Below are 25837 nucleotides of genomic sequence, written 5' to 3'. Positions count from 1 at the left end.
AACTTTACCTAATTCAGTATTAAAAAATTTCAAAATATCGTGCGTTATAATAAGCGATTGACTTGTTCAAATCATCACATTTAGTTAAAGTTGCCACCTTGTATTCACACAAAGTTTAATTGAGAACGCCCCCGTGATTCTAAAACGACTAATTGGCTTGTTTTCGCCGGATTTAGCCATTGATTTAGGTACTGCAAATACACTTATTTATGCACCAGGCCGTGGCATTATATTAAATGAACCAACTGTTGTGGCAATTCGTCACAGTGGTTCGCAAAAAATTGTTGCCGCTGTAGGTCTTGATGCTAAACAAATGTTAGGCCGTACACCAGCGAATATTTCAGCGATTCGTCCAATGAAAGACGGTGTCATTGCTGACTTTGAAGTAACTGAGACCATGTTGAATCAGTTTATTGGCAAAGTGCATGAGAAGCGTTTATTCCCACCAGCGCCACGTGTTGTGGTGTGTGTACCATGTAAATCAACCTTGGTTGAGCGTCGTGCAATTCGTGAGGCTGTATTCAATGCAGGCGCACGTGATGTCCGTTTGATCGAAGAGCCGATGGCGGCTGCAATTGGCGCAGGTATGCCAGTTGAGCAAGCTTGTGGCTCGATGGTTGTAGATGTGGGCGGTGGTACGACTGAAATCGCAATCATTTCATTACAAGGTTGTGTATACGCAGATTCATTACGTATCGGTGGTGATGTATTTGATGAGCAGATTATCAACTACGTTCGTAAAGCGCACGGTTGTGTGATCGGGGAAACCACAGCTGAAGTGATCAAGAAAGAAGTGGGTATGGCTGTTGCTGATGGCAAAACCCTCGAAATCGAAGTTCGCGGACGTAATCTGGCAGAGGGTGTACCTCGCGCGATTACCGTGACTTCGGATGAAATCACTCAAGCCATTGCTGATCCATTACAAAGCATCGTGAGTGCGGTTAAATCTGCACTTGAACAAACCCCACCTGAATTATCTTCTGATATTGCAGAGCGTGGTATTGTCTTGACAGGTGGTGGTGCATTACTACGTAACCTCGATAAATTGCTTGCTCAAGAAACAGGTTTGCCTGTGATTGTTGCGGATGATCCTTTAACTTGCGTCACTCGTGGTGGCGGTAAAGTCTTAGAGTTCTTTGACAATCCAAACCATGACATGCTTTTCGTTGGTTAAATCATAAGGACTAGGCGGTGCAACCGAATCTTTTTTCAAGACAACCGCCATCTTTTCGCTCATTTGTCATTGCGGTCATTACATGTTTGGTGGTGCTTTTCTTTGATTGGCGCATGCCCTATGTAATTCAACCAGCAAGGGATGTCTTGTATGCCGCGTATAATCCAATTTATGCGCTGGCAAGCTATCCTGTACTGTCGCGAGAATGGCTTAACCAACAAACCAAATCTGAAGCCCAATTGCGTCGTGAAAATACGGCCATGCAGGCTGAACTTCTTCAGGCACAAGTCCGTCTACAAAAACTTTCAGAACTCTCTGCGGAAAATAACCGTCTAAGAGGGCTGTTGGATACGCCATTAATTATTGATGGCCGTATGCAGATTGCTGAAGTGATCGGAACAGATGCTGACCCATTGCGACATATTATTATCATTAACCGTGGTTCCGTGGATCATTTAAGAACAGGTCAAACTGTACTGGATGATAAGGGGATTATGGGGCAGATTATTAATGTCTATCCACATAGTTCACGGATTATGTTGCTATCTGACAAGGAACATTCATTGTCGGTGCGTTTAGAGCGTACTGGAATGCGTGCCATTGTCACGGGTACAGGTGATTTGGGGCAACTCAAAATGGAATATGTCCCGACCAGTGCCAATATTCAGGTTGGGGATAAGGTATTTAGTTCTGGACTCGGTGAACATTTTCCAGCAGGTTACTTAGTGGGTACGGTATCAAAAGTCAGTCGACATACGTCGGGTGAATTTGCTGAAATTGACGTGGCTCCAGCTGCCCAACTGGCAAGTGGTCATCATGTGGTCGTATTATTCTCTGAATCTTTAGCGCAGGAGCAACCTTATGCCGATCGCTAAACTGAACTATGAGAAACGTAAAGATCCATTGTTGATGATCATCCTGTCCATTGTTATCGGCTCAGTGTTGATGGTCTATCCGATGCCTTATGAGGCTTCTGGATGGCGACCGTCGATGATGTTGATGATTATGCTGTTCTGGATTTTATATCAGCCTGTCTGGTGTGGAGTCTGGTTTGCCTTTGGTATGGGGCTTTTTGTCGACCTATTACTCGATGCGCCTTTTGGCTTAAATGCACTGAGTTTTGTATTGATTGCCTTTGCGACACGTTATTTGATTCGTGAACGTCGCATTCTGACGTTTGGGAACTCATGGGTGATTGCGGTGATTGCCATTGTTGCGCATATTACCTTCCTATGGATTAGCCAGACCATTGCCGGAACTCATTTTTCGATTGCCCGTCACTGGCAACCAGTGGTGACAGGTGTGTTAGCATGGCCCTTGGTTTATTATTGTTTACATAAATGGCGCATATAATTCTTGCATCAAGCTCGCCTCGTCGGCAGGAGCTATTAACGCAACTGGGGCTAGATTTTGAAATCTACAGCCCAGATGTTGATGAGGCTGTGCAAGAAAGGGAAGCGGTTGAGCACTATGTTGAGCGTTTGGCTAGAGCCAAAGCTCAAGTTGTTTTAAATCAATTCCCTGATGCAATCGTGATTGCGGCTGATACCAGCTTAAGTTTTGCTGGCAAGATTATTGGAAAACCAGAATCAAAGCAGCATGCCTTTGAAATCTGGTCAGCACTTTCCGGACAATGGCATGATGTCTATTCTGGTCTATGTGTTGCGACTTCTGCACAGATGCTCAGCACTGCTGTACGCACTCAAGTTGAGTTTCAGCAACTGAGTCATGCAGAAATGGAAAAATACTGGGCCACTGGCGAGCCGATAGGAAAAGCTGGCGCCTATGCGATACAGGGAATTGCTGCACAATATATTCCTCAAATTCGGGGCAGCTACAGTAATGTAGTGGGGTTACCTCTATACGAGACAGCACAGTTATTAGAAAGAGTTAAAGCCTAAGTATTGGAATACTGGGGATAACACTTTCGGATATAAGAATTTTTATAAAGTTTTGAGTTTGTTATGGCAGAAGAGTTGCTGATTAACGTCACGCCGATGGAATGTCGTGTGGCATTGATTGAAAATGGTACGGTCAATGAACTATTCGTTGAGCGTACTGTTAAACGTGGGTTAGTGGGTAATATCTACAAAGGTAAAGTTGTGCGTGTACTTCCGGGTATGCAAGCGGCCTTTGTTGATATTGGTTTGTCTCGAACCGCTTTTTTGCATATTAACGATATGGTGTGGTCGCGTTCGCAACCTACGCCAAATGTCTTTGAATTATTACATCCCGGGCAAATGCTAACGGTTCAGGTCATGAAAGACATGCTGGGAACCAAAGGCGCCCGTCTAAGTACCGATCTTTCCATTCCTTCGCGTTATCTGGTGTTGATGCCTTATGGTAATCACATTGGTGTGTCTCAGCGTATCGAATCTGAAGAAGAGCGTGACCGCTTACGTGGCATTATTGAAGGCATTCAGGCTGAGCATCATTTGCCGGGCAGTGTGATTGTACGTACTGCCGCAGAAGGGGTAGATGAAGCTGCGATTGCGCAAGACATGTGCTATCTCAGCAAGTTATGGGAATTTATCCAGCGTAAACAAAAAGAAGCGGCAACCGCTGAACTGATTTTTGAAGAATTACCTTTGCCGCAACGCATTGTGCGTGATTTGGCGAGTGATGAAACAGCGAAAATTTATGTCGATTCACGGGAAATTCACGGCAAACTGAGTGAGTTTGTGGATGAGTTTGTGCCGACCATTCAAAACCGTTTGATTCATTATCCGGGCGAGAAGCCGTTATTTGATTTATATAACGTCGAAGAAGATATTCAAAAAGCACTGCAAACCCGTGTAGCACTCAAGTCTGGTGGTTATCTGATGATAGACCAGACCGAGGCCATGACCACCATTGATGTAAACACAGGTTCTTATGTCGGCGGGCGTAGCTTAGAAGACACGGTATTTAAAACCAATATGGAAGCCACACAAGTGATTGCAAGACAACTTCGTCTGCGCAATCTGGGTGGCATTATCATTATTGATTTTATTGACATGCAAGAAGCTGAGCATCGAGAGGAAGTGATGCGTCAGTTTGAACGCATGCTTGAGCGCGACCATGCCAAGACTAAAATTACGCAGGTTTCCGAGCTTGGTTTAGTGGAAATGACGCGTAAACGTACACGCGAATCTTTGGAACATTTGCTTTGTGAATCATGCCCAACCTGTCAAGGACGGGGTTATGTGAAGACAGCAGAGACAGTATGTTACGAGATATTTCGAGAAATCTTACGTTATGCCCGTGCATTTGATTCCAAGGGTGGCTTTACTGTCGTTGCCCACCCAGCGGTCATTGATCGGCTATTAACAGCAGAAGCCCCAGCTGTCGCGGATTTAGAACATTTTATTAATCGTGTGATTAAATTCCAGGTGGAAAATCTGTATACGCAAGAGCAATACGATATCATTTTAACCTAAAGTTGTAACAAGATTTCGCTTAAGCCTTGTTACAACTGAAATTTTACTTTCTATCATGAATTTTAAATACTAGAACCATAGAATGAGCCATAGGTACTTTTGGGTACCTTAGCAAATAATATGAGGTATATAATTATGAATGTGAGTGAAAGATTAGTGAACCACGGTTTCAAACATGTTTTAGACAGTAACCCTGTAAACACATGCTATATGGTAGACAGTCAAGGTAAAGAAGTTCAGATCACCACTGCGATGATTCGTTCAGCCTGCCATCAGCTCTTGCAGCGTTGCCGCACAATTAAAAAGTAAGGGGCTAACGAAAGCCCCTTAATTTATTCTGGGATTTAATTGGCCGCTTTCTGCGGTTGAGGCAAGTCTTGAATCGCTTGTTCAAAACGTTGAATTTCTTCTTCTAAATGAGTCAGTAAATTCTGCATTTTCGGTAGTGCATTACGACATGCAATCAAACCGACTTCCAGCTTATCCAAGTAACTTGTCATGGTGATATTCAGCGCCTGACCATCCATCACAATCGATGCAGGATAGAGTGCATCTAGTTTGGCACCATTCCAATACAGTGGCTCACGCGGGCCGGGTACATTTGAAATCACAAGGTTAAACGCTTGACGCTTAGGCAACATGCCAGATGCAATGTTTAAACCAGCAGGACCATACACCACCGCGCTATAGTTCAAGATTTCGTTGGCAGTCATACGACTAAAACGCTGTTTTGAGTTTTGTACGCTACGACGAATAATTTCCAAACGCTCAATCGGGTCTTCGATATGAGTCGCAAGATTTGCCAGAATCATGGTAATACGGTTACTAACATCAGAATCATCCGTACGTAAAGACGCAGGCACCATCGCAATCAGTGGCTTTTTAGGCAAGCTATTGTGACTGAGCAGATATTCACGTAATGCGCCCGAGCAGACTGCCAAAATTACATCATTCAGGGTCACACCCAAAGATTTGGCAATACGACGGAAACGTTCCAGTTCAAACGATTGTGCTGCAAAACGACGTGAAGAACTCACGCGTTGATTTAGGATAGATGGCGGTGCCTGAAAGGTCGATACATAGTCTGGATTTCTACCCATCTCTTTAAAGATAGTTTGTGACAGCTCCTGCATGACCTTTGGAGCCACTTCAAGCTGGGATTTAATACCTTCCATCACGCTTTTAATTTTGCTCACCGTCGGTGGCTTAGGTGCTTTTAAACGTTTAGTTCTTTTGCCTTCTACACACCATAACGGTACAACATGCTTTTCATTTGGATCATGAGAAAGTGATTTTTCAATCAGGCGCATTCCCGCAACGCCGTCTACCATCGCATGATGGATTTTGAAATACATGGCAAAACGGTTGCCTTCAATACCCTCGATAATGTCACATGTCCAGAGTGGTTTGGCCCGATCAATCAAGGAACTATGTTGTTGAGAGATATACACCAGAAGTTCACGAATACGCCCTGGATTAGGTAAAGCGATATGACGGAAATGATGGTCAATATCAAACTCGCTATCTTCACCCCAAAACAAACCATTCAACTGATTGTTAAATGGCGGGACAGGAATACTTTTAGATTGACGAATTTCGTTAACTAGATCATGCACAAATGTAGGTGAAGCATTCTCTGGAAGCTCGAATAAAAACAAGCCACCTACATGCATAGGCTGCTGTCTTTTCTCTAGCGAGAGAAAAATAAAATCAATGGGGTGTAGTGGGCGCATAGCAGATCTAGCCTCTCATCGCATTTTTTATAAGATACTCTTTGAGCTCTTATTAGTATTATTGAACCGTTCTGCGCAGTATATACTGTTTGTTCTGGTTAAAATATGACTTTGTACAGACGAGTCAGGAAAAATAAAACCACTGATGAATCAGTGGTTTTATTTTAATGCGACGCTAAAATCAGTGATTTAAGTGTAAACCACATTCGCGATGCTCTTCACCTTTTGTCGGATCAAAGTAATCTTCGTTGTCTGGTAAATTATGTTTTTGCATATATTCCCAAAGGTCTTTTGAAGTCCATTTTAATAATGGGGCAACCTTGATCAGGCCATCTGGATTAATGCTGACAGGATCCATTTCTGCACGTACAGCGGTATCTGTAGCACGTAAAGCGGTAAACCAGACTTTAGGAGCAGTTTCACGGATTGCACGTTCAAATGGCTCTAATTTTACTTCAGCAGTAAAGGCTTCATGTTTTGGATCATCAAGTGCAGGAACAGGACCTTCCAGTGCTTCACGATGTGCACGTGAACGCTTTGGTAAGTAGGTAAGAAGGTTCAAGTTCAGTAACTTGGTAATTTCATCCACATATTTATAGGTGGTTTCGGTATTGTAACCATTATCCATCCAGACCACCTGAATATCAGGTTTGACGCGTGTCAACATATGCAAAATGACAGCTTCAAATGGACGGAAATTCGTTGTCACAATAGCCTTTTCATTTAAGCTTAATGCCCATTCAATTAGTTTTTCAGCATCATTGCCAAATTCTGTATTGATTTGATCCAAATTTAAAGTCATAACACGTTGCCTTTTATGCTCATCGGTCTTCGTCGTTTACACGACATACTGCCTCATATAGTAATGCAATTATGTCTGGTCGGATATGTTCGCCAAGGAAATTCTTATTCAAAAAATCTATGGTTAGACCATGAAAAAAGGGCAATTGTTGAGCACATCTCCATGTTAAACTAGCGCAATTTTTAACATATAGGATAGTTGAATAAGCATGGAAATCGTATGCCTAGATCTTGAAGGGGTTTTAGTTCCAGAAATCTGGATTAACTTTGCAAAAAAAACAGGGATTAAAGAACTTGAGGCAACGACACGTGATATTCCCGATTATGATGTGTTGATGACTCAACGTCTGAATATCTTAAAACAGCATGGTTTGGGCTTAAATGATATTCAGGCCGTGATTGCAGATATGGGGCCTTTTGAAGGTGCGAAAGAGTTTGTGGAATGGGTGCGTACACATTTTCAACTGATCATTCTATCTGATACTTTCTATGAGTTTGCTCATCCACTCATGAAACAATTGGGATGGCCAACGATTTTCTGTCATAAACTTGAGACAGATGAAAATGGCATGATTACCGCGTATAAATTACGTCAGCCAGATCAAAAGCGCCAAGCAGTCAAAGCATTACATGGCTTAAACTTCCGTGTCATTGCAGCAGGTGATTCTTATAACGATACCACCATGCTGGGTGAAGCCGATCATGGTTTCTTATTCGATGCACCAGCCAATGTGATTGCCGAGTTTCCACAGTTCCCACCATTGCATGGCTATGAAGCATTAAAACAGGCGATTCGTTCAGTATCACAACGTGATATTCCTGAATAATTCATCCATCTGATTACTGATTTTTAAAAATTCCAAAATAATAAAAGGCGCTTAAAGCGCCTTTTATTATGCGTCAAGCATTAGAACTTATAGCCAATTTTTAAGCCATATGCGATTGCATCATTATTCTCAAATTCAGCCACATAACCCGGTGTATTAAATTGAGAACCTGATTGCGCTTTGGCATCACCGAGCCAAAAGTATTTCACACCACCCGCAATAAAGGTAGAAGGTGTAGGGCTATATTGAACACCTACGCCGATATTCCAGTAGCCTTCAGTTGGGCCTAAGGTGGTGACAGGGTTGCCAGCGCCAGAGTCCCAACCCACAGATAGATTACCTGCCCATTGATCATTGATTTTACGACCTACACCCGCAGTAATTGAGTATTGATCTTCGGTATAAGCTACTAGATCGAAACCGTCTTTTTTACCTGTATTCTTTACAATATCTGATAGAATTGAACCTTTACCAAATTTATATGGACGGATAGCAAAGTCTTTCCAGTTCACCCAACGTAAATTTGCAAATGCAATCGTGTTTTCCATGATTCCCGTTTGAAAATCAAGATTGACAGATTGTGGGGTAGTGATTTCCGTTTGACCTTCAGAATTATTAATCTGAGTAAAGCCTGCATTGATTTCTGGATATTTTGTCATACCTGCAGCACCATGTTTTTCATAAGCATTCATTTCATGCTTGATCTTGGCGCGATAAGTTAAAGAAGTCTTGAGTGCAATTTCAGGGATTTGATATGCCACACCTGCTAACCAGCCAACTGCTTCGTCCCGACCTGTTTTAAAATCATAACCGTTATAAGCACTATAACTTTCACCGCGTAATAACACGGTGCTGTCTAAGGTTTGGTAAACCGCACCTGCATACAGGTTCCAGTTCTGGTTCGGTTGGTAACCAAATAACAGGTTTAAGTTTTCAGTATCAACTGTAACGGATGTACCACCTTTAAAAGGAACAGGGCGGCTTTCGATAAAGTTGCTATGCCCTGTATATTCTGCATCGGCACCGTAAGGCTGGTCATAAATCAAACCAATTGAAAAATGATCTGTTGCCTGAATTTTTAAGGCAGCATTTGGCGAGTAGTAATGGTTCGCCATATTGCCTGTATTGTTTTGTGATATGTCTTTACCTGATACATTTGGATCAAGAATCGTAATACCCGCTTCAAAATAATTGTCTGGTTGCAGGAACGCTGCAATTGATTGGCCTGAGCGATCCAGTGCTGCGGCAAATGTTGTCGTTGTTGGAACTAAGCTAAGTAGAAGAGCCGTTTGAATAGCATTCAGCTTCATTAATATGTTCTCTCAAATCACTTTGTAACAGAATGGCGCGAAAAGTATCATAATTTTTAGAGGCTTAAATATTTTACAAATGTCAATAAATGAACTGGTAAGGTCACCAAAAATACTTGAGCATTCAAGTTTTATATAGGTGGATTGTGTGCGAGAAATGAGCAGAGGGATTTATCTATTATTTTGATTTTATTTATTAAAATTGTATAAAAAAAGGCCATCCTGAGATGACCTTTTGATTTAAATCATTTGATTAGAATTTATAACCAATTTTTAAACCATATGCGATTGCATTGTTGTCTTCAAACTTAGCTACATAGCTATCGCTACCTGCTTGAGCACCAGTTTGCGCTTTAGCATCGCCTAACCAGAAGTATTTTACGCCACCCGCGATAAAGGTTGCAGGAGTTGGACTGTATTGTAAGCCTAGACCGACGTTCCAGTAACCTTCAGTTGGACCAAGTGTAGTAACAGGGTTACCTGCACCAGAATCCCAACCTACAGAAACGTTTCCTGCCCATTGCTCGCTAAGTTTGCGACCAACACCAGCATTCACAGACCATTGGTCATCAGAATATTCAACAAGGTTGAAACCATTTGGACGACCAATTAAGCCACCAATTTGTTGTGATAAAACACCAAATTTGTAAGGCTGGATTGAGAAGTCTTTCCAGTTCACCCAGCGAACATTAGCAAATGCAACTGTATTTGCCATGATGCCTGTCTGGAAATCTAAGTTAACAGATTGAGGTGTAGTAATTTTTGTTTTCTTGTCTTGGGCAAGGCCCGCTGCAAGTTGACTTGGATCTAATCCTAAACCAGCAAGTACACCAGATAAAGCTGGGAATGCTAATAAAGAAAGATCTTCCTGAGCTTTTACATCATGATCAATTTCTGAACGGTATGTTACAGATGCTTTAAGTGCAATCTCTGGAATCTGATAAGCAGCACCTGCTAACCAACCCACACCAGTTGTTTCTTTAATTTTTGCATCGTAGCCATTGTATACGCTATATGCTTCACCACGAAGGCTCACATTACCTTTGATCGTCTGGATCGCTGGACCAGCATAGAAGTTAAAGTTTTTAGTTGGTTGATAACCAAATACCATAGAAAGGTTTTGTGTATCTACTTCAACTTGAGTGTTATTTGAGCCTGTGCTTGCACCAAGATAACCTTTAGCTGCATTTAATGCGCCTGCTAATTGTTGAAATTGTGGGCTGCCTTGTACTTGAGCTTTTGCTGCTGCAAGTGTTTGCTCATTTACAGGAATATTTTGTGCTTCTAATGCCGCTACAGCTCTTTGAGTAACAATATTATCAATAGATTTTGCTGATAGGACGCCATCATTTGCATTGGCTACAAAAACATTGTCGCCACTATATTTTGCATCAGCACCAAATGGTTGGTCGTATAGTAAACCGAAGGAAATTTTATCAGTAAGTTGAAGTTTTAATGCTGCGCTAGGGAACAAGTAGTCGTCGCCCATGTCGCCAATTTTACGTTGTGTTGCAGTATCACCTGCTTCTTTACCCTTAACTGTCGGGTCTAAAACTGAGATACCCGCTTCAAAATAATTACCCGGCTGTAAAAATGCAGACATAGATTGACCTGAACGGTCCAACGCTGCTGCAAAAACTCCAGTTGCAGGTAGCGTTGCTAAGATCATGGCAGTGCTAAGATGTTTTAATTTCATTGTAAATCTTTCCTTGAACTTCAAGATTCTTTAGTGTTAAGAAGCTATGATCTGACAACAAAAAAGTTATCTATTGTGATTGGCTATAACTTCATGTAACAAAAATACCATAATTAAAATAAGAGTAAATGTTCTAAATGAACTAAGCAGTATTAACAGAAAGATGAAAGTGGACAAAAATAAATCTTAAAAAATTTATATACATATGTGTTTTTATTTGTAAAATAATGATAAATATAAATTATTATTCTAAAATAATAATCATTTCTTTTTGCAACTTTGAAAAAAAAGTTTTTTATTTGGTCAAAGATTTTTTGTAAAAAATAGGATTTATTTCTTCATGATTTATGTTTTAGGTGTTTTTTAAGTCAATTCACAACATTTGAATGATTTTATTCTAAGAACGAGAGCGACTATACATCTTCTATCTCATCAATTTTACTTGAAGGTAAAAGAAGAAGGGAGGGATAAAAAGCATCCCATCACGAGATGCTTTTCAATATACCGTGCTTGTATTGCGTTTTACTTATTTGATATTCGGATCGCCTTGTTTTAAGAAGAAACGTAACGCAAGTTTTTGTACCCAAGTGCCATAGGGTGGATAGAACAGTTGGGTCGGGAAGAAGCGGTGACGGGCAAAGACGGTTTTTGCATGTGAGAGTTCTCTGAAGCCTTCTTCGCCGTGATAAGTCCCCATGCCTGAGTTGCCAATACCGCCGAAAGGCGCATCATGATTGACCACATGCCAGCCCCAGTCATTGATGGTGACCCCCCCAGAGTGAGTTTGTTTTAAGATGTACTCTCGCTCGCTTGCATCATGGCTAAAACAATATAGAGCCAGCGGTCGTTCACCTTCTCGAATATATCGAATGGCTTCATCTAAACTATCGTAAGGGACAACAGGCAGTACAGGCCCAAATAATTCTTCTTTTAAAATACGCATATCTGGTGTGCAATTCAGTACCAGATGAACAGGCATACGACGAGCATCTTTATCAAGATCATATTCGCCGCAAGCAATAATTTGGGCACCTTTGGCTTTGGCGTCATCTAGTATTTCTAATAAACGCTTGAGATGGCGATCATTCACAATGGATGTGTAATTTGAATTGTTACTGATGTTCGCTCCATACATGCTGGTGAAGCTAGATTGGCATTCCGTGATGAAGGCATCAACTTGTTCTTTTGGGACTAAAGCATAATCTGGCGCAACACAGATTTGTCCGCAGTTGGTCGCTTTACCATGTAAAACTCGTTTTGCAGCATCAGTTAAAGGATAGTTACGACTAATCAGGGCAGGTGATTTACCACCCAATTCAAGTGTTACAGGCGTTAGATTGTCTGCCGCAGCGCGCATCACCACTCGTCCAATCGCAGGTGATCCAGTAAACACAATATGATTGAAAGGCAAAGATGTAAATTGTGCAGGATCGACAATCTCTTCACCAAAAACAGCAACTTCATCTTCAGTGAAAACCTCAGCCAGCATACGTTTAACCACTGCATTGGTTGCTGGGGTGACTTCAGGCAACTTGATCATCACGCGATTGCCCGCAGCAATGGCTGCAATCAAGGGGCCTAAGGCGAGATAAACAGGGAAGTTCCAAGGCACAATAACCCCGACCACACCTTTAGGCTGATATTGCACGCGAAGACGGTTGGATAAAAATAATAACTCGGTGCTACGTTTGCTCGGGCGCATCCAACGTCTTAAATGACGAATTGCATGTTCTGCCTCTAGAACTGAGCCAAGTAAATCCAGCAGCTTAGATTCATCAACAGATCTGGAACTGAAATCTGTATGAATTGCCGTCGCAATCACATCTTGATAACGAATAATTTGTTTTTTGATTTGAAATATTTTGGTACGACGATGTTCTAAATCTGGATAAGGATTTGCGTCGAAAGCAGTACGCTGTTGACTAAAGATAGAATGCATATGTTCGGATGCAGCATCATTGAATTGTTGTATAGATGAAAGTGTCATTGTTGCTCCGTTCATGTTTATTAATAGAAGAGACTTAATGATGAATAAGATTGATGGTCGACCTTAAATGGGGTCAACAAAAAATAATTTGCTGACATTATGCCTCAACATGCAAGGAATAAGGTGAAAAAAGCGTAAACATGAGGTTCATCTCTCGTTTTTGGCCTTTATTTTGCTGGATAACGGAGAGGGGTGTGCTGTTTTCGAAAGAGAGAGGGCGATCAATATGCATCTTTGGTGATTTGGATTTTATATCTCAAATCATCAAAAATTACTGGATATTTCATTAAATGAATATTGAGTGAATAAAAGTGGAATTATCTGCTTTAAATATAGGGTTGTATTCTCAGAATATGAAAATTTATATATTGGCTCAAAATAATTATTGTTGTAATCTATCACATAATTATAAGAAAAAGAGTTGAGTATATTTTGTACTAAATGAGATTTTAGAGAGATAAATGATATTTATTTTTATTTTCATTATTTAGGGTTCTGTTATTTTTTAATCGATTATTGCACCATAATGGAACATTATGTGTTAATATATAATGATAAAAATCTCCTGATATGATTTTATTTTACTCAGTTAAGTTGGGTTGAAAATATAAATAATTATTAATAATCAAAATATTATATCGCTATTGGTTTGAGCTCTAATTTAAATCATTTTTCATGTGAATGGGTGGGGTGGGTATATAATAAAATTAAATGAATTGCTTAAAGTTAAATCGCATAGAATCTGTCCTTAATTCGGGTAAGGTGTTTACCCATAAAAAAAAACTTATCAGGCTAAGGATTGCTTTAAATGCTGACTTTTTTAGGTATCAGCATGATCATGTGTTTCATGTATTTGATCATGTCAAAACGTCTCAGTGCATTGGTTGCATTAATTTTAATCCCTTTTATCTTCGCTATTATTGCCTGGGGCTTAGGTTTCTATTTTGAAAGTCTGAGCCATATCCAGTTGGCTGAGCTTGGCAATACCATGTTGGATGGTATTAAGAAGCTTGCTCCAACTGGCGTGATGTTACTTTTCGCCATTCTATATTTTGCTTTAATGATTGACTCGGGCTTATTTGACCCGTCGGTTAGATGGATTTTAAAGAAAGTTAAAGGTGATCCATTAAAGATTACGCTAGGCACTGTCTTTTTAACCCTGCTTGTTTCTCTGGATGGTGATGGTTCAACCACGTATATGATCTGTGTGGCCGCAATGATGCCGTTATACAAACGTGTCGGGATGAATCCACTGATCATGACCTGTTTAATGTTGCTCTGTAGTGGTGTGATGAACCTTACGCCGTGGGGAGGCCCAACAGCGCGTGCCGCGAGTGCTCTTCAGGTCGACGCCAGTGAAGTCTTTATTCCAATGATTCCTTCGATGGTGATTGCTGCTGCATGGTTATTCTTCCTTGCTTATCTCTACGGCAAATATGAGCGTAAACGTCTAGGCGTGATTGAACTGGTTGATATCAGCCATGCTGACGATATTTCTATTTCGAAAGATCCAGAAGCGCAACGTCCTCATTTACGCTGGTTTAACGGTATTCTTACGCTGGTATTAATGGCTTCTTTGGTGAAAGGGATTTTACCAATGTCGATCCTGTTTATGCTGGGCTTCTGTATTGCATTGGTGGTGAACTATCCATGCGTCAATATGCAGAAAAAACGGATTGCCATGCATGCGGATAGCGTATTGGCTGTTGTGGGCGTAATCTTTGCTGCGGGTGTTTTCACAGGTATTCTATCGGGCACAGGCATGGTTGAAGCGATGTCTAAGGGCTTCGTTGCTGTTATTCCACCAAGCTTAGGGCCTTATCTGGCACCAATCACGGGTGTTCTGAGCATGCCTTTAACATTCTTTATGTCGAACGATGCTTTCTATTTCGGTGTTTTACCAATTTTGGCTGAAGCTGCATCACATTATGGAATTGCACCTGTTGAAATTGCGCGCGCTTCGATTATTGGCCAGCCGATCCATTTATTATCACCATTGGTTCCTTCAACCTACTTACTCTGTGGTTTAGCCTCTGTTGAATTAGCCGATCACCAGAAATTTACCTTGAAATGGGCATTTATTACCTGTTGCGTACTCATGGGTAGTGCTTTGATATTTGGTGTTTTTCCACTTTATAATCTGTAATTCTGATTATTCATGTGCTTTTATGTCGAAAATATAAAAGCACATCATTTGATTTAAATCCCTGTTTATTTTTTTGTTTGGAATATAGAGAAATAGTTTTCTTTTAATTTTTTGAGATGTTTAGGAAGATAACATTAGGGATGAAAATTTTATTCGTCACAATGATGAGTCTTGAAGCGCTAAAAAACCGAGATGTATGTATGGAAAGTGAACAGTAATAGTTCATTTGTTGGGATTAAAGGCGAAGAAAAATTAACCGAACATTTAAGTGCTGTTTATTTAGCAGAATGGGCCTTTTATGCGGATGGCGATAAAATAGATTGGTCACAGCGTAATCGTTTTATTGGTTTGAAAGATGACCATTTAGGTACAGTGAAAGTAGGTAAAAATAATACCCCTATAAAAGACTTATCCAGTCCAGTCGATAGTTTTAATAACTATATCAGTAATAAAGCCGATATCACGGGAATCTGGCATTAAAAACCTTATATCAAACTTCTAAAGTTACTGATAAAAAAGGAAATGATGAAGCAGTAGTTGATATTGATGATTCTCAAGGCCGGTTAATTGGTGCTGAGTATAAGTTGCCAAATCAGTCAAAATGGGCAGTCAAGGCTCAATATAGCCAGAACTCAACCATTTTTAAAAATGGTGCGGCTGATTTCGATGCCAAGCAAATCCTTGTTGGTACGGATTATTCGTTCAATAAACAAGTGAAAGTCTATGGTTATGGTGCATATTCAACTTTTGATCAGACAAATGCTAAAGATAAGCAACCTGTGGTAGGTAGTGGTTTTTAATTTAAATTATAAAAAATCAAAAGTTAGTGTGAATAAGTAGAGGTAATTGACTCTATTTGTTCAGTGAGCTGGAAGATCATTTCCAATCAAGACGTGGTTGAGTAGCGTTTGCAAATTTGTGCAGAATAAACAATAAAAATTCATAATTTTTACATTTTAGTCCTGTATGGTGGGGTTAGAAATCTGTCATGGATAGTATGGATAGCAACGGAAAATGATTTTTAAAGACTCAAATATTGCTTTGTTTAACAGTATCAACACTTTTGCTAAGGATTATACTGTTTTAGATAAGATCGCAATTTTTCTAGCGGAAGATCTGAATACGGTTTTCATCAGTTTTCTGGTTCTATTAGTCGTGATCCAGTGGAAAACGTACGGTCTTCTGTTTGCAAAAACCTTATTTATCGTTCTGTTTTCACTGGTTATAAGTGACCTCATCGAATTCTTTTATCATCATCCTCGACCATTCCAGTTGCATTTGGGCGACAAATTGATTGGTCATGGCGCTTCATCCTCTTTTCCAAGTCAGCATACCTTAACCATCGTGATTATTGCCTTTTCTTATTTATTGGCTGGATTTAAAAAGATTGGATTATTGGGCTTGGTACTGAGTCTGGTGGTGGGTGTATCCAGAGTTTTTGTGGGTGTACATTTTCCTTTCGATATCGTTGGTTCGTTCATCATTGGATTTATATTGGTTGTTGCAACCAACTATGTTTTAAAAGAAATGACGTTAAGACTAAGAAGAATCCGACCAATTCGTGTGATCGACTAGTTTTGAGATATACCTAAAGAAAAACGGAGCAGATGCTCCGTTTTTTATGACTTATTTGGCTGGCTGGATATCCAGTTCAAAGGTCCATGTGGTCGCACTTGAGGCGTTGCTAGGGTCTGCATATTTGACATCTGTGAGATGTAGACGAGCGTAGCTGTTGCCTTTATTTCCTCGAATGATTGTTGCTCCTTCAGGATTCGCTTTTAGCATATGGGCTGCTTGTAGACCATCTGCTTGAGCTGCACTTAAGGTTGGATAATAGTTATACCAGCCATAAGTGAGTTTTTGAGGGTATGTTCCCTTAAAGGTTGGATTCAAAATGGAGGTAATACTGTTAGAACCCCATTTGATATTGGTTGTAGAAGCAGCCGCTTTTAAATCAGCTTCTGTAGAGACATAAGCATTACTATCTTTAAACTTATCAATTATTGGTTTGCCGTCCGCAGAATAGAATCCAGCTGGTTGTGAGGCAACCATACTGCCTATACCTTGATTGAGTTGAACATTGTAGCGATTAAATGCGAGTTGCCATTGTCCAGTTGTATTTTTGCTGGTGGTGCCTGTGATCAGGTCAACATAGTTCCAGCCTTGAGTCGCATCAATTGTTAGGGTTTTTACGTCATGAGGAAGTTGCGTATTGATATAACGAATTGAAATATAACCTGAGGTGGTACCTTGATAATAATTATAAATTTGCACTGCAAACACAGGTTTCTCATAGCTTCCAATTGCTGTTGCAGCGCTTGAATCGGTCGTGACCAAGAATGTTTTAAAGTTTGGTGACATACGATGATCACCGAAGAGATCATATTCAAAGAAGCTGTTGCTGCCCGATGACGTGTCCATGAATGCATTGCTATAAGCATCTACGCTCCAGGCTTGAGCTGGTAAACTGCCGCCTTGTGTTGCATCCAGTTCTTTGGATAGATTTGCCCATGTTGCATCAAATGGTGAATAAAGTGCACCGCCATTGCCTGAACCGCTTACACCACTGTTGGTAAATAAGAGTGGGGTACGTGTGCCCATCGCAAATTTGAGATCCCAATCGGTTGTCGTACATGAAATTTCAGCTTGCGTGTCGATATCATAACAATAAGCATTATTTGCAGTGGGTGTAATGCTCCATTGTTTACCTTTTACTGTAAATAGATCGGTATTGGTCGCAGGCGGATTGCTGGTTCCACTGTTATCTGACGATCCACCCCCACCGCCACAAGCGATCAGAAGGGTACTTAAGGTGCTTAAAGCAAATAACTTGGCTAAATTAAGATGAGACATTGGTATTGATCCTATGAAGATTATTTCAGATTGCTGTTCCAGTTAAAGCGAAGCCCCATGTAGGTATATCGACCGGCAATCGGGCGATAATCTATTGCGCTAGAAAAATCACGTTGTTCATTGAAAATATTGTCGATACCCGCAAAAGCACTGATATATCTGTTGATGCGATAATCCACTTGCGAGTCGAAGGTTACCCAGCTAGGAGACTGTTGTTGATTGGCACTATCGCCGTATTCATCGCTTTGGTAACGGCCGCGTAAGGTCAAATCAAGTTGATCATTCAAGGCATAATCGGCACCTAAACGTGCAATATGTTTAGGGCGTCGTGTTAATAGGGTATTGGTGGTTTTATCTTTTGCTTCGGTATAGGTATACGCACCATTCACCGAGAAATAAGGTGTCAGCTTCCATTTGGCAGATGTTTCAATTCCTTTGGTCTCCGCCTTGGCGACGTTGCTGTAGCTGTATTGAGTGATGCCATTTACCGTCGTGGCATTATCAAAATCGGTTTGGATCAGGTCTTGAATATCATTCCAGAACAGGTTGATATCTGCATTCCAATGATCATTTTGAACCAGACTTAATCCAAGTTGATAACTGTCTGATGACTCTGGTTTCAAGTTGGGATTGCCAATGACGATATAGCCTAAGTGACTATGATCAAAAGAATAAAAACGTTCTTTTAAATTAGGTACGCGATAGCCTTGACCATAACTCAGGCGCAGATCGGCGAGTAGATCATTCTGGTCGTAAAAACGATATTTAGTACTGAGTTTAAAGGCATTGTGATCGCCAAAATCATCATCATTCTGGAAACGCCAGCCGATCACAGCATCAAGGTTTTGTACGAGATTAAAGTCATTTTGGACATAAAACTCATGACGATCCCGCTTTACCGAACCGCCTTGCATCTCAAATTTACCGTTATTGCTTTGCTCTAATTTTTCCTCATGCCAGTCATAGCCCAATTGCCAGTTTTGTTTATTCCATTTGGGTAACGTCAGTTGCGAGCTGAAATGATTATTTTCCTGATTCGAGTGTCTTAAAGCAGAAAGGTATCCATCTAAAGTTTGGGTAGAAGTTGAGTCATAGGTTTCATGGACAGCTTTTAAATCGATTTTGCTGTTTTTGATAAAATTAAACTGTGAACCCGCACTGAAACGTTGGCGTTCAATATCTTCAAGTTTGTATTGTTTTAAATAAAATGGCGGAACGAAATTTAGACTTCGCTGGTGATCTTTTTCTTTATATTCATTGAAATCTGCCCACAACATAAATTGGTCTGAAGGCTGCCATGCACCATAAAATGCATATTGCTGACGCTTTTGTTCATCACCTTGTTGAGGATAATCGTTCGGGTTAACGGCAAAGCCATCGCTACTAAACTGGTCTGCGATGATACGACCTTTTAAAGTGGCATTTGCCGCTTCTATACTGATTTTCTGATGGTGATTATTGATCGATGTATTTTTACCATCTGCATTTTGTTTGCCATAAGAGCCAATATCGACTTGTCCTGAAATGGCAACACCGTCTTGAACTTTTTTAGTGATGATATTGATCACACCACCCATGGCAGATGAGCCATATTGTGCCGAAGCTGCACCTTTAATAACTTCAATATGTTCAATGCCACCAATTAAATATTGATCTAAATCAACAGTAGAACTGGTACTGGCAGCAAGTGGTAGGCCATCAATCAGAATCAGCACCTGATCGCTACTCAGACCTTGTAATGAAATTTCATAACCTGATTTGCCATGAATTTCTCTTAACAAGATGCCTGGAATATTTTCCAAAGCATCTTTTAAGGTAATGGCATTGGTTCTTCTTAATTCTTCTTCATCAATAATTTCAGTTCGAATCGGGCTATCAATTAATTTTTTTTCTGAACGTGTGCCTGTCACAACAATGGTATCGAGAACATGCAGAGGTGTTTTGGTAACTGCATAAGTTGATTGCTCGGCTGCATACACAGAAGGAGAAATCAAACCTGCTGCTAAAAGAGAAGCAAATAAAACTTTAGGTTTAGAACAGAATTGAGGAGAGAGTATATTCACAATAGTTGATCGCAATGAAAATTATTCCATAAATTAAATGGTAATCATTCTCACAATAATTTACAATGCTTTACAGGTTTATTTCAAAAAGATACAAGCGGCTGAACTAGGGAAAGTTGCTTTATTTAATTGATTCAGTAATTTAGCGTCGAGTTGAGATTTTTATATGAAGCTTAAGTTGTCTTATGTTTTTGTAACTGCACTGATGATGGGGATCAGTAGTGTGAATGCTGCACAACAGCCAGTAAAATTGGCGGATGCTTTACAACAGCAATCTTTGCATGAAAATCTGACACAAGAACAAGCACGTCAGGCCATCCTGAAAATGGCAGGGGAATACAAAGTAGATTTTCGCTTTGAAGAGCTTTATTCACTTAAACCAGATTATAAAGTTAAAAAAGATGACTTATCGAGTGGTTATGAAACTGTCGTGGTTTTAGAAAATACCCCGAATAAAGTGTCGTTGCAGCATATTCTGGTTGCAGAGGGGCATGTGGTGAAGCACTGGCGTCAAGACTGGGAATATGAACCGACCAAAATGTGGAGTTATATTGGGGATTATCGCTGGAAAAGTATTGATTTAAAGCCAGAACAGAGCAAAGGCAAATGGTTGCAAACGGTATGGCAAGTTGATGATTCTCCTCGTTATGCAGGCTTGGGTGCGTGGACTAAAGACAATGGTGCAGTGGAGTGGGTATCGAATGAAACCTATCGCCCGTTACCACGCCGTGAGCATACCACGCGTAATGATTATGATGTGATTATTGGGATCAATCGCCATGCCTTCACTGCAACAGGCTGGGTGCATGAGCAAGATAATATTAAATTTGATACCAAAACCAATACAGCACTTGCTCGCGAGCTAGGGGTTAACCAGTACAACAAAGTTGAAGGCTATGATTTCAAGGCTGCTTATGATTACTGGAAGAAGAATGCGACTTATTGGAGCGCAGTTAGAGATGCATGGGCGAATGCATTTAACCAGAACCAAATCGTGGCATTAAAATTTGCAGGAAAAAATGAGAAATCTCATTTTAGTTATTTTAATGATCAGGCAAAGTCAGTAGCAGGAAAAACTGTAAAAGCAGAACAACTGCAAACTCAGGCAAAAACCTTACTTAACCAGCAGCTTGTGGAAGGCAAGATTAATTAAAAAGGCTATGCGCTCAGCGGGACTCGAACCCACGTCGGTCGCTTAGGAGGCAACTGCTCTATCCAGTTAAGCTATAAGCGCATAATTTTATGATTATAAACAAAAAAGTGATTGCAGAAGCAATCACTTTTTAAGGAAACCGATCAACTGTTAATTCTCAGTTTTACGATTTAAAAACTTATAAAAAATAAACATTGCGACGATCCAGATCGGAATCATAAGCACTGATTCTTTAAAGCCTTGCTGCCACATGATATACAGCACAACGCCAATAAACGCCAAAACCAGATAGTTACTGAACGGAGACCATAACGCTGGGTACGATGTTTTGATTTGTGCTGTTTTGATATGACGGCGATATTTTAAATGCGTCAAGCTGATCATGGCCCAGTTTAAAACCAGTGCACCAACAACAACATACATCAAATGACCTAAGGCATCTTCTGGTACAAAATAGTTGAGTAACACACAGCCAAAGATCAGGAATGCAGAGAGTAGTACCGCTGGAACAGGGACACCTTGCTTATTGGTTTTGGTAAAGATTTTCGGTGCATTACCTTGTTGAGCTAAACCAAATACCATACGACTATTGGCATACATACCGCTGTTATATACAGATAATGCCGCTGTCAGGATAATAAAGTTCAGTAAATGTGCTGCCCAACCAATTCCCATTTGACTGAAAATCATCACGAATGGACTCTTATCCAAGCCGCCAAGATCGAGCTGGTTCCAAGGCACAAGTGATAAGAGAATGGCAAGCGAACCGACATAGAATACCAAAATACGAATGACCACTTGGTTAATCGCTTTAGGAATGGTGGTCTTTGGATCTTTGGCTTCTGCTGCGGCCATACCAATCAGCTCAATTCCGCCAAAGGCAAACATCAAGAAAGCCAGCATATAGAACAAGCCTTCAAAGCCATGCGGAAAAAAGCCGCCCTGTGACCAAAGGTTGCTAAATGAAGCGGTTGAATTTGCATCAGCAGTGAAGAGAAGGAATAAACCAAACAAGATCATGGCAACTACAGCCGTCACCTTGATGATCGCTAACCAGAACTCTGATTCACCATAGAATTTAACATTGGTCAGGTTGACTGCCGTAATCACGACAAAGAAGAATAATACAGACTGCCAAGCAGGAATTTGCGGCCACCAGTAATTAATATATTTACCTACTGCCGTTAGCTCAGTCATTGCCACAAGGATGTAGAGCACCCAATAGTTCCAGCCCGTTATAAAGCCTGGAAATTTACCCCAATACTTATAAGCAAAATGGCTAAATGAACCTGCAACAGGTTCTTCAACAATCATTTCACCTAAATGACGCATGATTAGAAAAACAATCAAGCCGCCAATCGCATACCCCAAAATAATAGATGGTCCAGCAGACTGGATAATTTGCGCAGAACCTAAAAATAAGCCCGTACCAATAGCCCCACCCATCGCGATGAGTTGGATATGGCGGTTTTTTAGTCCACGCTGAAGTTGAGAAGAATCGTTGTTCAAAGGACTGAGCTCGACGAGGAATTAACTGGATTATTCTAATAGATTGATCGATTTTCGCCTAGTAAAAGTACAGCATTGCCATGACTGGAAAGTTGTTTTTAAAAGTTATTTAAAATCCTATATTTAAGTGAATATTTAAATGAAATTTGCTTTATATTTGTACAGCTAAATCATATTCTTGTTTTTCCCGACGGATGGATTCGCATTTTTGCCATTGTGCAAGTGATGAAAAATACTCAATATAATGCACAGATTTTATGCATGACGACTAACTCAGGCACCATTGGTCGTATGGTATTTTTGACTGCCGTGCAGTAGCTTTAGACGAATAACCCGCTGCACCAAGAACATGATAAAAGGAAGAATTGACATGAGCTCAGTACCGCAAATCAAAGTCGCTGCAACTTATATGCGTGGTGGCACAAGTAAAGGGGTATTTTTCAAACTGGATGATTTACCCGAAGCGGCACAAGTAGCAGGCAAGGCACGTGATCAACTTCTTTTACGCGTGATTGGAAGCCCAGATCCTTACGGTAAGCAGATTGACGGAATGGGCGGTGCAACCTCAAGTACCAGTAAAACTGTGATTCTGGCTAAAAGTTCAGAGCCCGAACATGATGTGGATTATTTATTTGGACAAGTATCGATTGATCAACCATTTGTTGATTGGAGCGGCAACTGCGGAAATCTAACCGCAGCTGTAGGATCATTTGCGATTTCAAATGGATTGGTTGACGCTGAACGTATTCCTGAAAATGGAATTTGTACAGTACGAATCTGGCAGAAGAATATTCAAAAAACCATTATTGCACATGTCCCTGTGACTAACGGTCAGGTTCAGGAAACAGGTGATTTTGAGCTAGATGGCGTGACCTTTCCCGCAGCAGAAGTTCAGATTGAATTCTTAGATCCCGCTGATGATGGTGAAGAAGGCGGCGATATGTTCCCGACAGGAAATGTTGTGGATCAATTGGTTGTTCCGGAGGTTGGTACTTTTGAGGCGACATTTATTAATGCAGGGATTCCAACGATTTTCCTGAATGCCGAAGACATCGGCTATCAAGGGACAGAATTACAAGATCACATTAACGGGGATGCGGCTGCTTTAGCACGTTTTGAGAAAATCCGTGCGTATGGCGCGGTACACATGGGCTTGATCAAAGACATTTCACAAGCAGCAGCACGTCAACATACCCCTAAAATTGCTTTTGTATCAAAACCAAAAACTTATACCTCATCGAGTGGCAAAGCGGTTGAGAGCGGTGATGTGGATTTATTGGTTCGTGCCTTGTCGATGGGCAAGTTACATCATGCTATGATGGGAACCGCTGCTGTGGCAATTGGTACTGCGGCAGCAATTCCGGGGACGCTTGTGAATTTGGCTGCTGGGGGCGGTGAACGTGAAGCCGTTCGTTTTGGACATCCATCGGGCACATTGCGTGTGGGCGCTCAAGCCGAATTGATTGATGGCAAATGGTCTGTGAAAAAAGCCATTATGAGCCGTAGCGCACGTGTATTGATGGAAGGCTGGGTGCGTGTACCTGGGGATACTTTCTAAGCACTGCTTGAAATGATGCGATAAAGCCTTCATTTGAAGGCTTTATTATTTGGAATCGATTAAAAATACAAATGCAATTTCTTCAAATAAATAGTGTTATGATGTCGCCATTCTGGCAAGTTTTGTCATTTTCCTTCCATTAAGATTTCCCGAGGCAATTGTGTCATCTATTTCTCAAGTTAATGCGGATGTTTTAAAACAAGCTCAACAACGTATTCAACAGGATTTATTGACAGCATTGGCTGCATTTTCGATTCCAGAACCATTAAACGCAGCTGTCCATCATGCCGTCATGCTCGGTGGAAAGCGTGTTCGTCCGGCATTATGTTATGCAGCAGCTTCATTACAACCGAATCAAAATTTTGCAGCAGCTCGCCGTGCTGCAGTTGCGGTTGAACTGATCCATTGTTATTCATTGGCCCATGATGATTTGCCTTGTATGGACAATGATTTACTGCGTCGTGGACAGCCGACTTGCCATGTGGCCTTTGGTGAAGATACAGCATTGCTGGCTGGTGATATTTTACAGTCGATGGCCTTTGAAATTTTGGGAAGTCGTTTATTCGACGAACAAGGACAGGGGACTGAGGCTGCGATTGTCTTGAAGCAGGTACAAATCTTGGCAACCGCCAGTTCAAAAATGGTGTGCGGACAAGTCCTTGATTTGCAAGCTGAAGGTGCGGGTAAGCAAGTTGATCAGGCAGAATTGGAAAATATTCACAGTAATAAAACGGGTGCATTGATTCAAGCGGCGATTATGATGGGGGCTGTAACCATCTTTACTGGCGCGGATCAGGCGATTCCTAAATTACGTCAATTTGGTCAAAGCATTGGTCTGGCTTTTCAGGTGCAAGATGACATTCTGGATATTACCGCTAGCACAGAAACTTTGGGCAAAACAGCAGGTAAAGATGAACAGGTGCAGAAGTCGACCTATCCTGCCTTGATGGGGCTGGAACAGGCACAAGCTTATGCGCAAAGCCTGCATGATCAAGCCTTTGAAGCCTTAGCGTATTTTGGTGAAGATGCCAAAGAACTCGTCGACATTTCAAAGTTCTTGCTGGCACGTAAAAGTTAAAAGCCAGACAGTTTTTCTTAAATAATTAATGTTATAAAAGACCATCTTGTATGGTCTTTATTTTTAGAGAATATAGATAATCATGATTTAAAAACAGTTTTAGAATAAAGCAAAACAATGATGAAGATCGCGTAAAAGGGAAGATGTCATGAATCAGAACCAACTCGAACAATGCGCTTTGCACTATGCACAAAATCTGGCATTTTCAATCCAGTCGCAACCTTTTGGCCCTGATTTTGAGGTGTTCAAAGTCTTCGATAAAATGTTTATGTATATTGGTTTTAATGCAGGAAAATTAATTGTAACGGTGAAATGTAAGCCTGAGAAAAGTCTGGAATATCAGGAACTCTATTCTTCAATTTCAGCGGGCTATCACATGAATAAGAAACACTGGATTTCGATTGCCAGTAGTCCAGAGATCACGCCTGATCTGGTACAGGATCTCATTCAGGATTCCTATGATCTCATTATCAAGAAACTTCCAGTTAAGACCCGAAAGCTGATCGGGGAAGCTTAAAAAATAAAGCAGC

General features: G+C 40.8%; 21 protein-coding genes, 1 tRNA gene and 1 pseudogene. 14 read left to right on the top strand and 9 right to left on the bottom strand.

The features are described 5' to 3' along the window. Positions 1 to 133: 133 nt before the first annotated feature. The 6 genes from AWW72_RS00220 to AWW72_RS19575 all read left to right on the top strand — a co-directional run bounded on the left by AWW72_RS00220 (position 134) and on the right by AWW72_RS19575 (position 4902). Positions 134 to 1174, top strand: a complete 1041-nt coding sequence (locus AWW72_RS00220; RefSeq protein ID WP_004775309.1) for a rod shape-determining protein — start codon at positions 134 to 136, stop codon at positions 1172 to 1174. A 17-nt stretch (positions 1175 to 1191) separates the two neighbouring features. Then, positions 1192 to 2049 (top strand): rod shape-determining protein MreC, encoded by an 858-nt coding sequence (mreC, locus tag AWW72_RS00215; protein WP_004775307.1) that lies wholly within the window; start codon positions 1192 to 1194, stop codon positions 2047 to 2049. Next, complete coding sequence (gene mreD / locus AWW72_RS00210) at positions 2036 to 2527, top strand: rod shape-determining protein MreD (protein WP_005259310.1); 492 nt, start codon at positions 2036 to 2038, stop codon at positions 2525 to 2527. The genes mreC and mreD overlap by 14 nt, the downstream gene beginning before the upstream one ends. Next, positions 2515 to 3075 (top strand): Maf-like protein, encoded by a 561-nt coding sequence (locus AWW72_RS00205; protein WP_062846076.1) that lies wholly within the window; start codon positions 2515 to 2517, stop codon positions 3073 to 3075. Before mreD ends, AWW72_RS00205 begins: the two co-directional genes overlap by 13 nt. Before the next feature lie 63 nt (positions 3076 to 3138). Continuing rightward, positions 3139 to 4593: a ribonuclease G gene (rng, locus tag AWW72_RS00200; RefSeq protein WP_004775302.1), complete on the top strand. Its 1455-nt coding sequence runs from the start codon at positions 3139 to 3141 to the stop codon at positions 4591 to 4593. A gap of 135 nt (positions 4594 to 4728) precedes the next feature. Continuing rightward, on the top strand, positions 4729 to 4902 hold the full coding sequence (locus AWW72_RS19575) for a PA1571 family protein (protein WP_004775299.1): 174 nt from the start codon (positions 4729 to 4731) through the stop codon (positions 4900 to 4902). A 35-nt stretch (positions 4903 to 4937) separates the two neighbouring features. Here the strand turns inward: AWW72_RS19575 and AWW72_RS00195 are convergent, their stop codons facing one another. After that, complete coding sequence (locus AWW72_RS00195; RefSeq protein WP_062846075.1) at positions 4938 to 6326, bottom strand: WS/DGAT/MGAT family O-acyltransferase; 1389 nt, start codon at positions 6324 to 6326, stop codon at positions 4938 to 4940. Between the two features lie 181 nt (positions 6327 to 6507). Beyond that, positions 6508 to 7128, bottom strand: a complete 621-nt coding sequence (locus AWW72_RS00190) for a phosphoadenosine phosphosulfate reductase domain-containing protein (RefSeq protein WP_005259304.1) — start codon at positions 7126 to 7128, stop codon at positions 6508 to 6510. 208 nt (positions 7129 to 7336) lie between these two features. Between AWW72_RS00190 and thrH the strand changes: the two genes are divergently transcribed. Then, positions 7337 to 7954, top strand: coding sequence for a bifunctional phosphoserine phosphatase/homoserine phosphotransferase ThrH (gene thrH / locus AWW72_RS00185; RefSeq protein WP_004652299.1), 618 nt, complete (start codon positions 7337 to 7339; stop codon positions 7952 to 7954). An 80-nt stretch (positions 7955 to 8034) separates the two neighbouring features. Here the strand turns inward: thrH and AWW72_RS00180 are convergent, their stop codons facing one another. The 3 genes from AWW72_RS00180 to AWW72_RS00170 all read right to left on the bottom strand — a co-directional run bounded on the left by AWW72_RS00180 (position 8035) and on the right by AWW72_RS00170 (position 12947). Beyond that, a complete protein-coding gene (locus tag AWW72_RS00180; RefSeq protein WP_062846074.1) occupies positions 8035 to 9264 on the bottom strand; it encodes an OmpP1/FadL family transporter in 1230 nt (409 codons plus the stop codon). A 253-nt stretch (positions 9265 to 9517) separates the two neighbouring features. After that, entirely contained in the window at positions 9518 to 10960 is a 1443-nt protein-coding gene (locus AWW72_RS00175; RefSeq protein WP_062846073.1) for an outer membrane protein transport protein, read from the bottom strand. Positions 10961 to 11486: 526 nt separating this feature from the next. After that, positions 11487 to 12947 carry a coniferyl aldehyde dehydrogenase gene (locus AWW72_RS00170; protein WP_062846072.1) on the bottom strand — a complete coding sequence of 487 codons (1461 nt, stop codon included), beginning with the start codon at positions 12945 to 12947 and terminating at the stop codon, positions 11487 to 11489. 808 nt (positions 12948 to 13755) lie between these two features. Here AWW72_RS00170 and AWW72_RS00165 point away from each other — a divergent pair. From AWW72_RS00165 to AWW72_RS00150, 3 genes and pseudogenes are all read left to right on the top strand, one after another. After that, on the top strand, positions 13756 to 15093 hold the full coding sequence (locus AWW72_RS00165) for a CitMHS family transporter (protein WP_004775289.1): 1338 nt from the start codon (positions 13756 to 13758) through the stop codon (positions 15091 to 15093). Positions 15094 to 15291: 198 nt separating this feature from the next. Beyond that, positions 15292 to 15893, top strand: a pseudogene (locus tag AWW72_RS18975) (porin); the annotation flags it as partial. 214 nt (positions 15894 to 16107) lie between these two features. After that, the gene (locus AWW72_RS00150; RefSeq protein WP_062846069.1) at positions 16108 to 16668 is read left to right on the top strand and encodes a phosphatase PAP2 family protein; all 561 of its coding nucleotides are present in this window, start codon (positions 16108 to 16110) and stop codon (positions 16666 to 16668) included. A 51-nt stretch (positions 16669 to 16719) separates the two neighbouring features. On the opposite strand, the gene AWW72_RS00145 is transcribed toward AWW72_RS00150, so the two are convergent. After that, the gene (locus AWW72_RS00145; RefSeq protein WP_062846068.1) at positions 16720 to 17946 is read right to left on the bottom strand and encodes an HmuY family protein; all 1227 of its coding nucleotides are present in this window, start codon (positions 17944 to 17946) and stop codon (positions 16720 to 16722) included. 20 nt (positions 17947 to 17966) lie between these two features. Then, the gene (locus tag AWW72_RS00140) at positions 17967 to 20024 is read right to left on the bottom strand and encodes a TonB-dependent receptor plug domain-containing protein (RefSeq protein WP_155858535.1); all 2058 of its coding nucleotides are present in this window, start codon (positions 20022 to 20024) and stop codon (positions 17967 to 17969) included. Between the two features lie 151 nt (positions 20025 to 20175). Between AWW72_RS00140 and AWW72_RS00135 the strand changes: the two genes are divergently transcribed. Continuing rightward, on the top strand, positions 20176 to 21162 hold the full coding sequence (locus AWW72_RS00135) for a DUF6607 family protein (protein WP_004775281.1): 987 nt from the start codon (positions 20176 to 20178) through the stop codon (positions 21160 to 21162). Positions 21163 to 21170: 8 nt separating this feature from the next. Here AWW72_RS00135 and AWW72_RS00130 read toward each other — a convergent pair. Both AWW72_RS00130 and AWW72_RS00125 read right to left on the bottom strand, forming a co-directional pair. Beyond that, positions 21171 to 21243 (bottom strand) — tRNA-Arg (locus AWW72_RS00130). 69 nt (positions 21244 to 21312) lie between these two features. Further along, positions 21313 to 22671: an amino acid permease gene (locus AWW72_RS00125; RefSeq protein WP_004775279.1), complete on the bottom strand. Its 1359-nt coding sequence runs from the start codon at positions 22669 to 22671 to the stop codon at positions 21313 to 21315. A 370-nt stretch (positions 22672 to 23041) separates the two neighbouring features. Here AWW72_RS00125 and prpF point away from each other — a divergent pair, with 370 nt between their 5' ends. From prpF to AWW72_RS00110, 3 genes are all read left to right on the top strand, one after another. Continuing rightward, positions 23042 to 24229: a 2-methylaconitate cis-trans isomerase PrpF gene (gene prpF, locus AWW72_RS00120; RefSeq protein WP_062846067.1), complete on the top strand. Its 1188-nt coding sequence runs from the start codon at positions 23042 to 23044 to the stop codon at positions 24227 to 24229. A 160-nt stretch (positions 24230 to 24389) separates the two neighbouring features. Next, complete coding sequence (locus AWW72_RS00115; protein WP_062846066.1) at positions 24390 to 25307, top strand: polyprenyl synthetase family protein; 918 nt, start codon at positions 24390 to 24392, stop codon at positions 25305 to 25307. Positions 25308 to 25455: 148 nt separating this feature from the next. After that, positions 25456 to 25824, top strand: a complete 369-nt coding sequence (locus AWW72_RS00110) for an MmcQ/YjbR family DNA-binding protein (protein WP_062846065.1) — start codon at positions 25456 to 25458, stop codon at positions 25822 to 25824. Positions 25825 to 25837 lie beyond the last annotated feature (13 nt).

This window comes from Acinetobacter sp. NRRL B-65365 (assembly GCF_001605865.1).
GTDB lineage: Bacteria > Pseudomonadota > Gammaproteobacteria > Pseudomonadales > Moraxellaceae > Acinetobacter > Acinetobacter vivianii.
Note: the sequence above shows the minus strand (reverse complement) of the source record. Positions and strands in the feature narration are given on the sequence as shown.

Bases quoted from the DNA above. Each gene is read 5' to 3' on its own strand.
- mreD (WP_005259310.1), top strand. From the start codon at position 2,036: ATGCCGATCGCTAAACTGAACTATGAGAAACGTAAAGATCCATTGTTG.
- AWW72_RS00205 (WP_062846076.1), top strand. From the start codon at position 2,515: ATGGCGCATATAATTCTTGCATCAAGCTCGCCTCGTCGGCAGGAGCTA.
- rng (WP_004775302.1), top strand. From the start codon at position 3,139: ATGGCAGAAGAGTTGCTGATTAACGTCACGCCGATGGAATGTCGTGTG.
- AWW72_RS19575 (WP_004775299.1), top strand. From the start codon at position 4,729: ATGAATGTGAGTGAAAGATTAGTGAACCACGGTTTCAAACATGTTTTA.
- AWW72_RS00195 (WP_062846075.1), bottom strand. From the start codon at position 6,326: ATGCGCCCACTACACCCCATTGATTTTATTTTTCTCTCGCTAGAGAAA.
- AWW72_RS00190 (WP_005259304.1), bottom strand. From the start codon at position 7,128: ATGACTTTAAATTTGGATCAAATCAATACAGAATTTGGCAATGATGCT.
- thrH (WP_004652299.1), top strand. From the start codon at position 7,337: ATGGAAATCGTATGCCTAGATCTTGAAGGGGTTTTAGTTCCAGAAATC.
- AWW72_RS00180 (WP_062846074.1), bottom strand. From the start codon at position 9,264: ATGAAGCTGAATGCTATTCAAACGGCTCTTCTACTTAGCTTAGTTCCA.
- AWW72_RS00175 (WP_062846073.1), bottom strand. From the start codon at position 10,960: ATGAAATTAAAACATCTTAGCACTGCCATGATCTTAGCAACGCTACCT.
- AWW72_RS00170 (WP_062846072.1), bottom strand. From the start codon at position 12,947: ATGACACTTTCATCTATACAACAATTCAATGATGCTGCATCCGAACAT.
- AWW72_RS00165 (WP_004775289.1), top strand. From the start codon at position 13,756: ATGCTGACTTTTTTAGGTATCAGCATGATCATGTGTTTCATGTATTTG.
- AWW72_RS00150 (WP_062846069.1), top strand. From the start codon at position 16,108: ATGATTTTTAAAGACTCAAATATTGCTTTGTTTAACAGTATCAACACT.
- AWW72_RS00145 (WP_062846068.1), bottom strand. From the start codon at position 17,946: ATGTCTCATCTTAATTTAGCCAAGTTATTTGCTTTAAGCACCTTAAGT.
- AWW72_RS00135 (WP_004775281.1), top strand. From the start codon at position 20,176: ATGAAGCTTAAGTTGTCTTATGTTTTTGTAACTGCACTGATGATGGGG.
- prpF (WP_062846067.1), top strand. From the start codon at position 23,042: ATGAGCTCAGTACCGCAAATCAAAGTCGCTGCAACTTATATGCGTGGT.
- AWW72_RS00110 (WP_062846065.1), top strand. From the start codon at position 25,456: ATGAATCAGAACCAACTCGAACAATGCGCTTTGCACTATGCACAAAAT.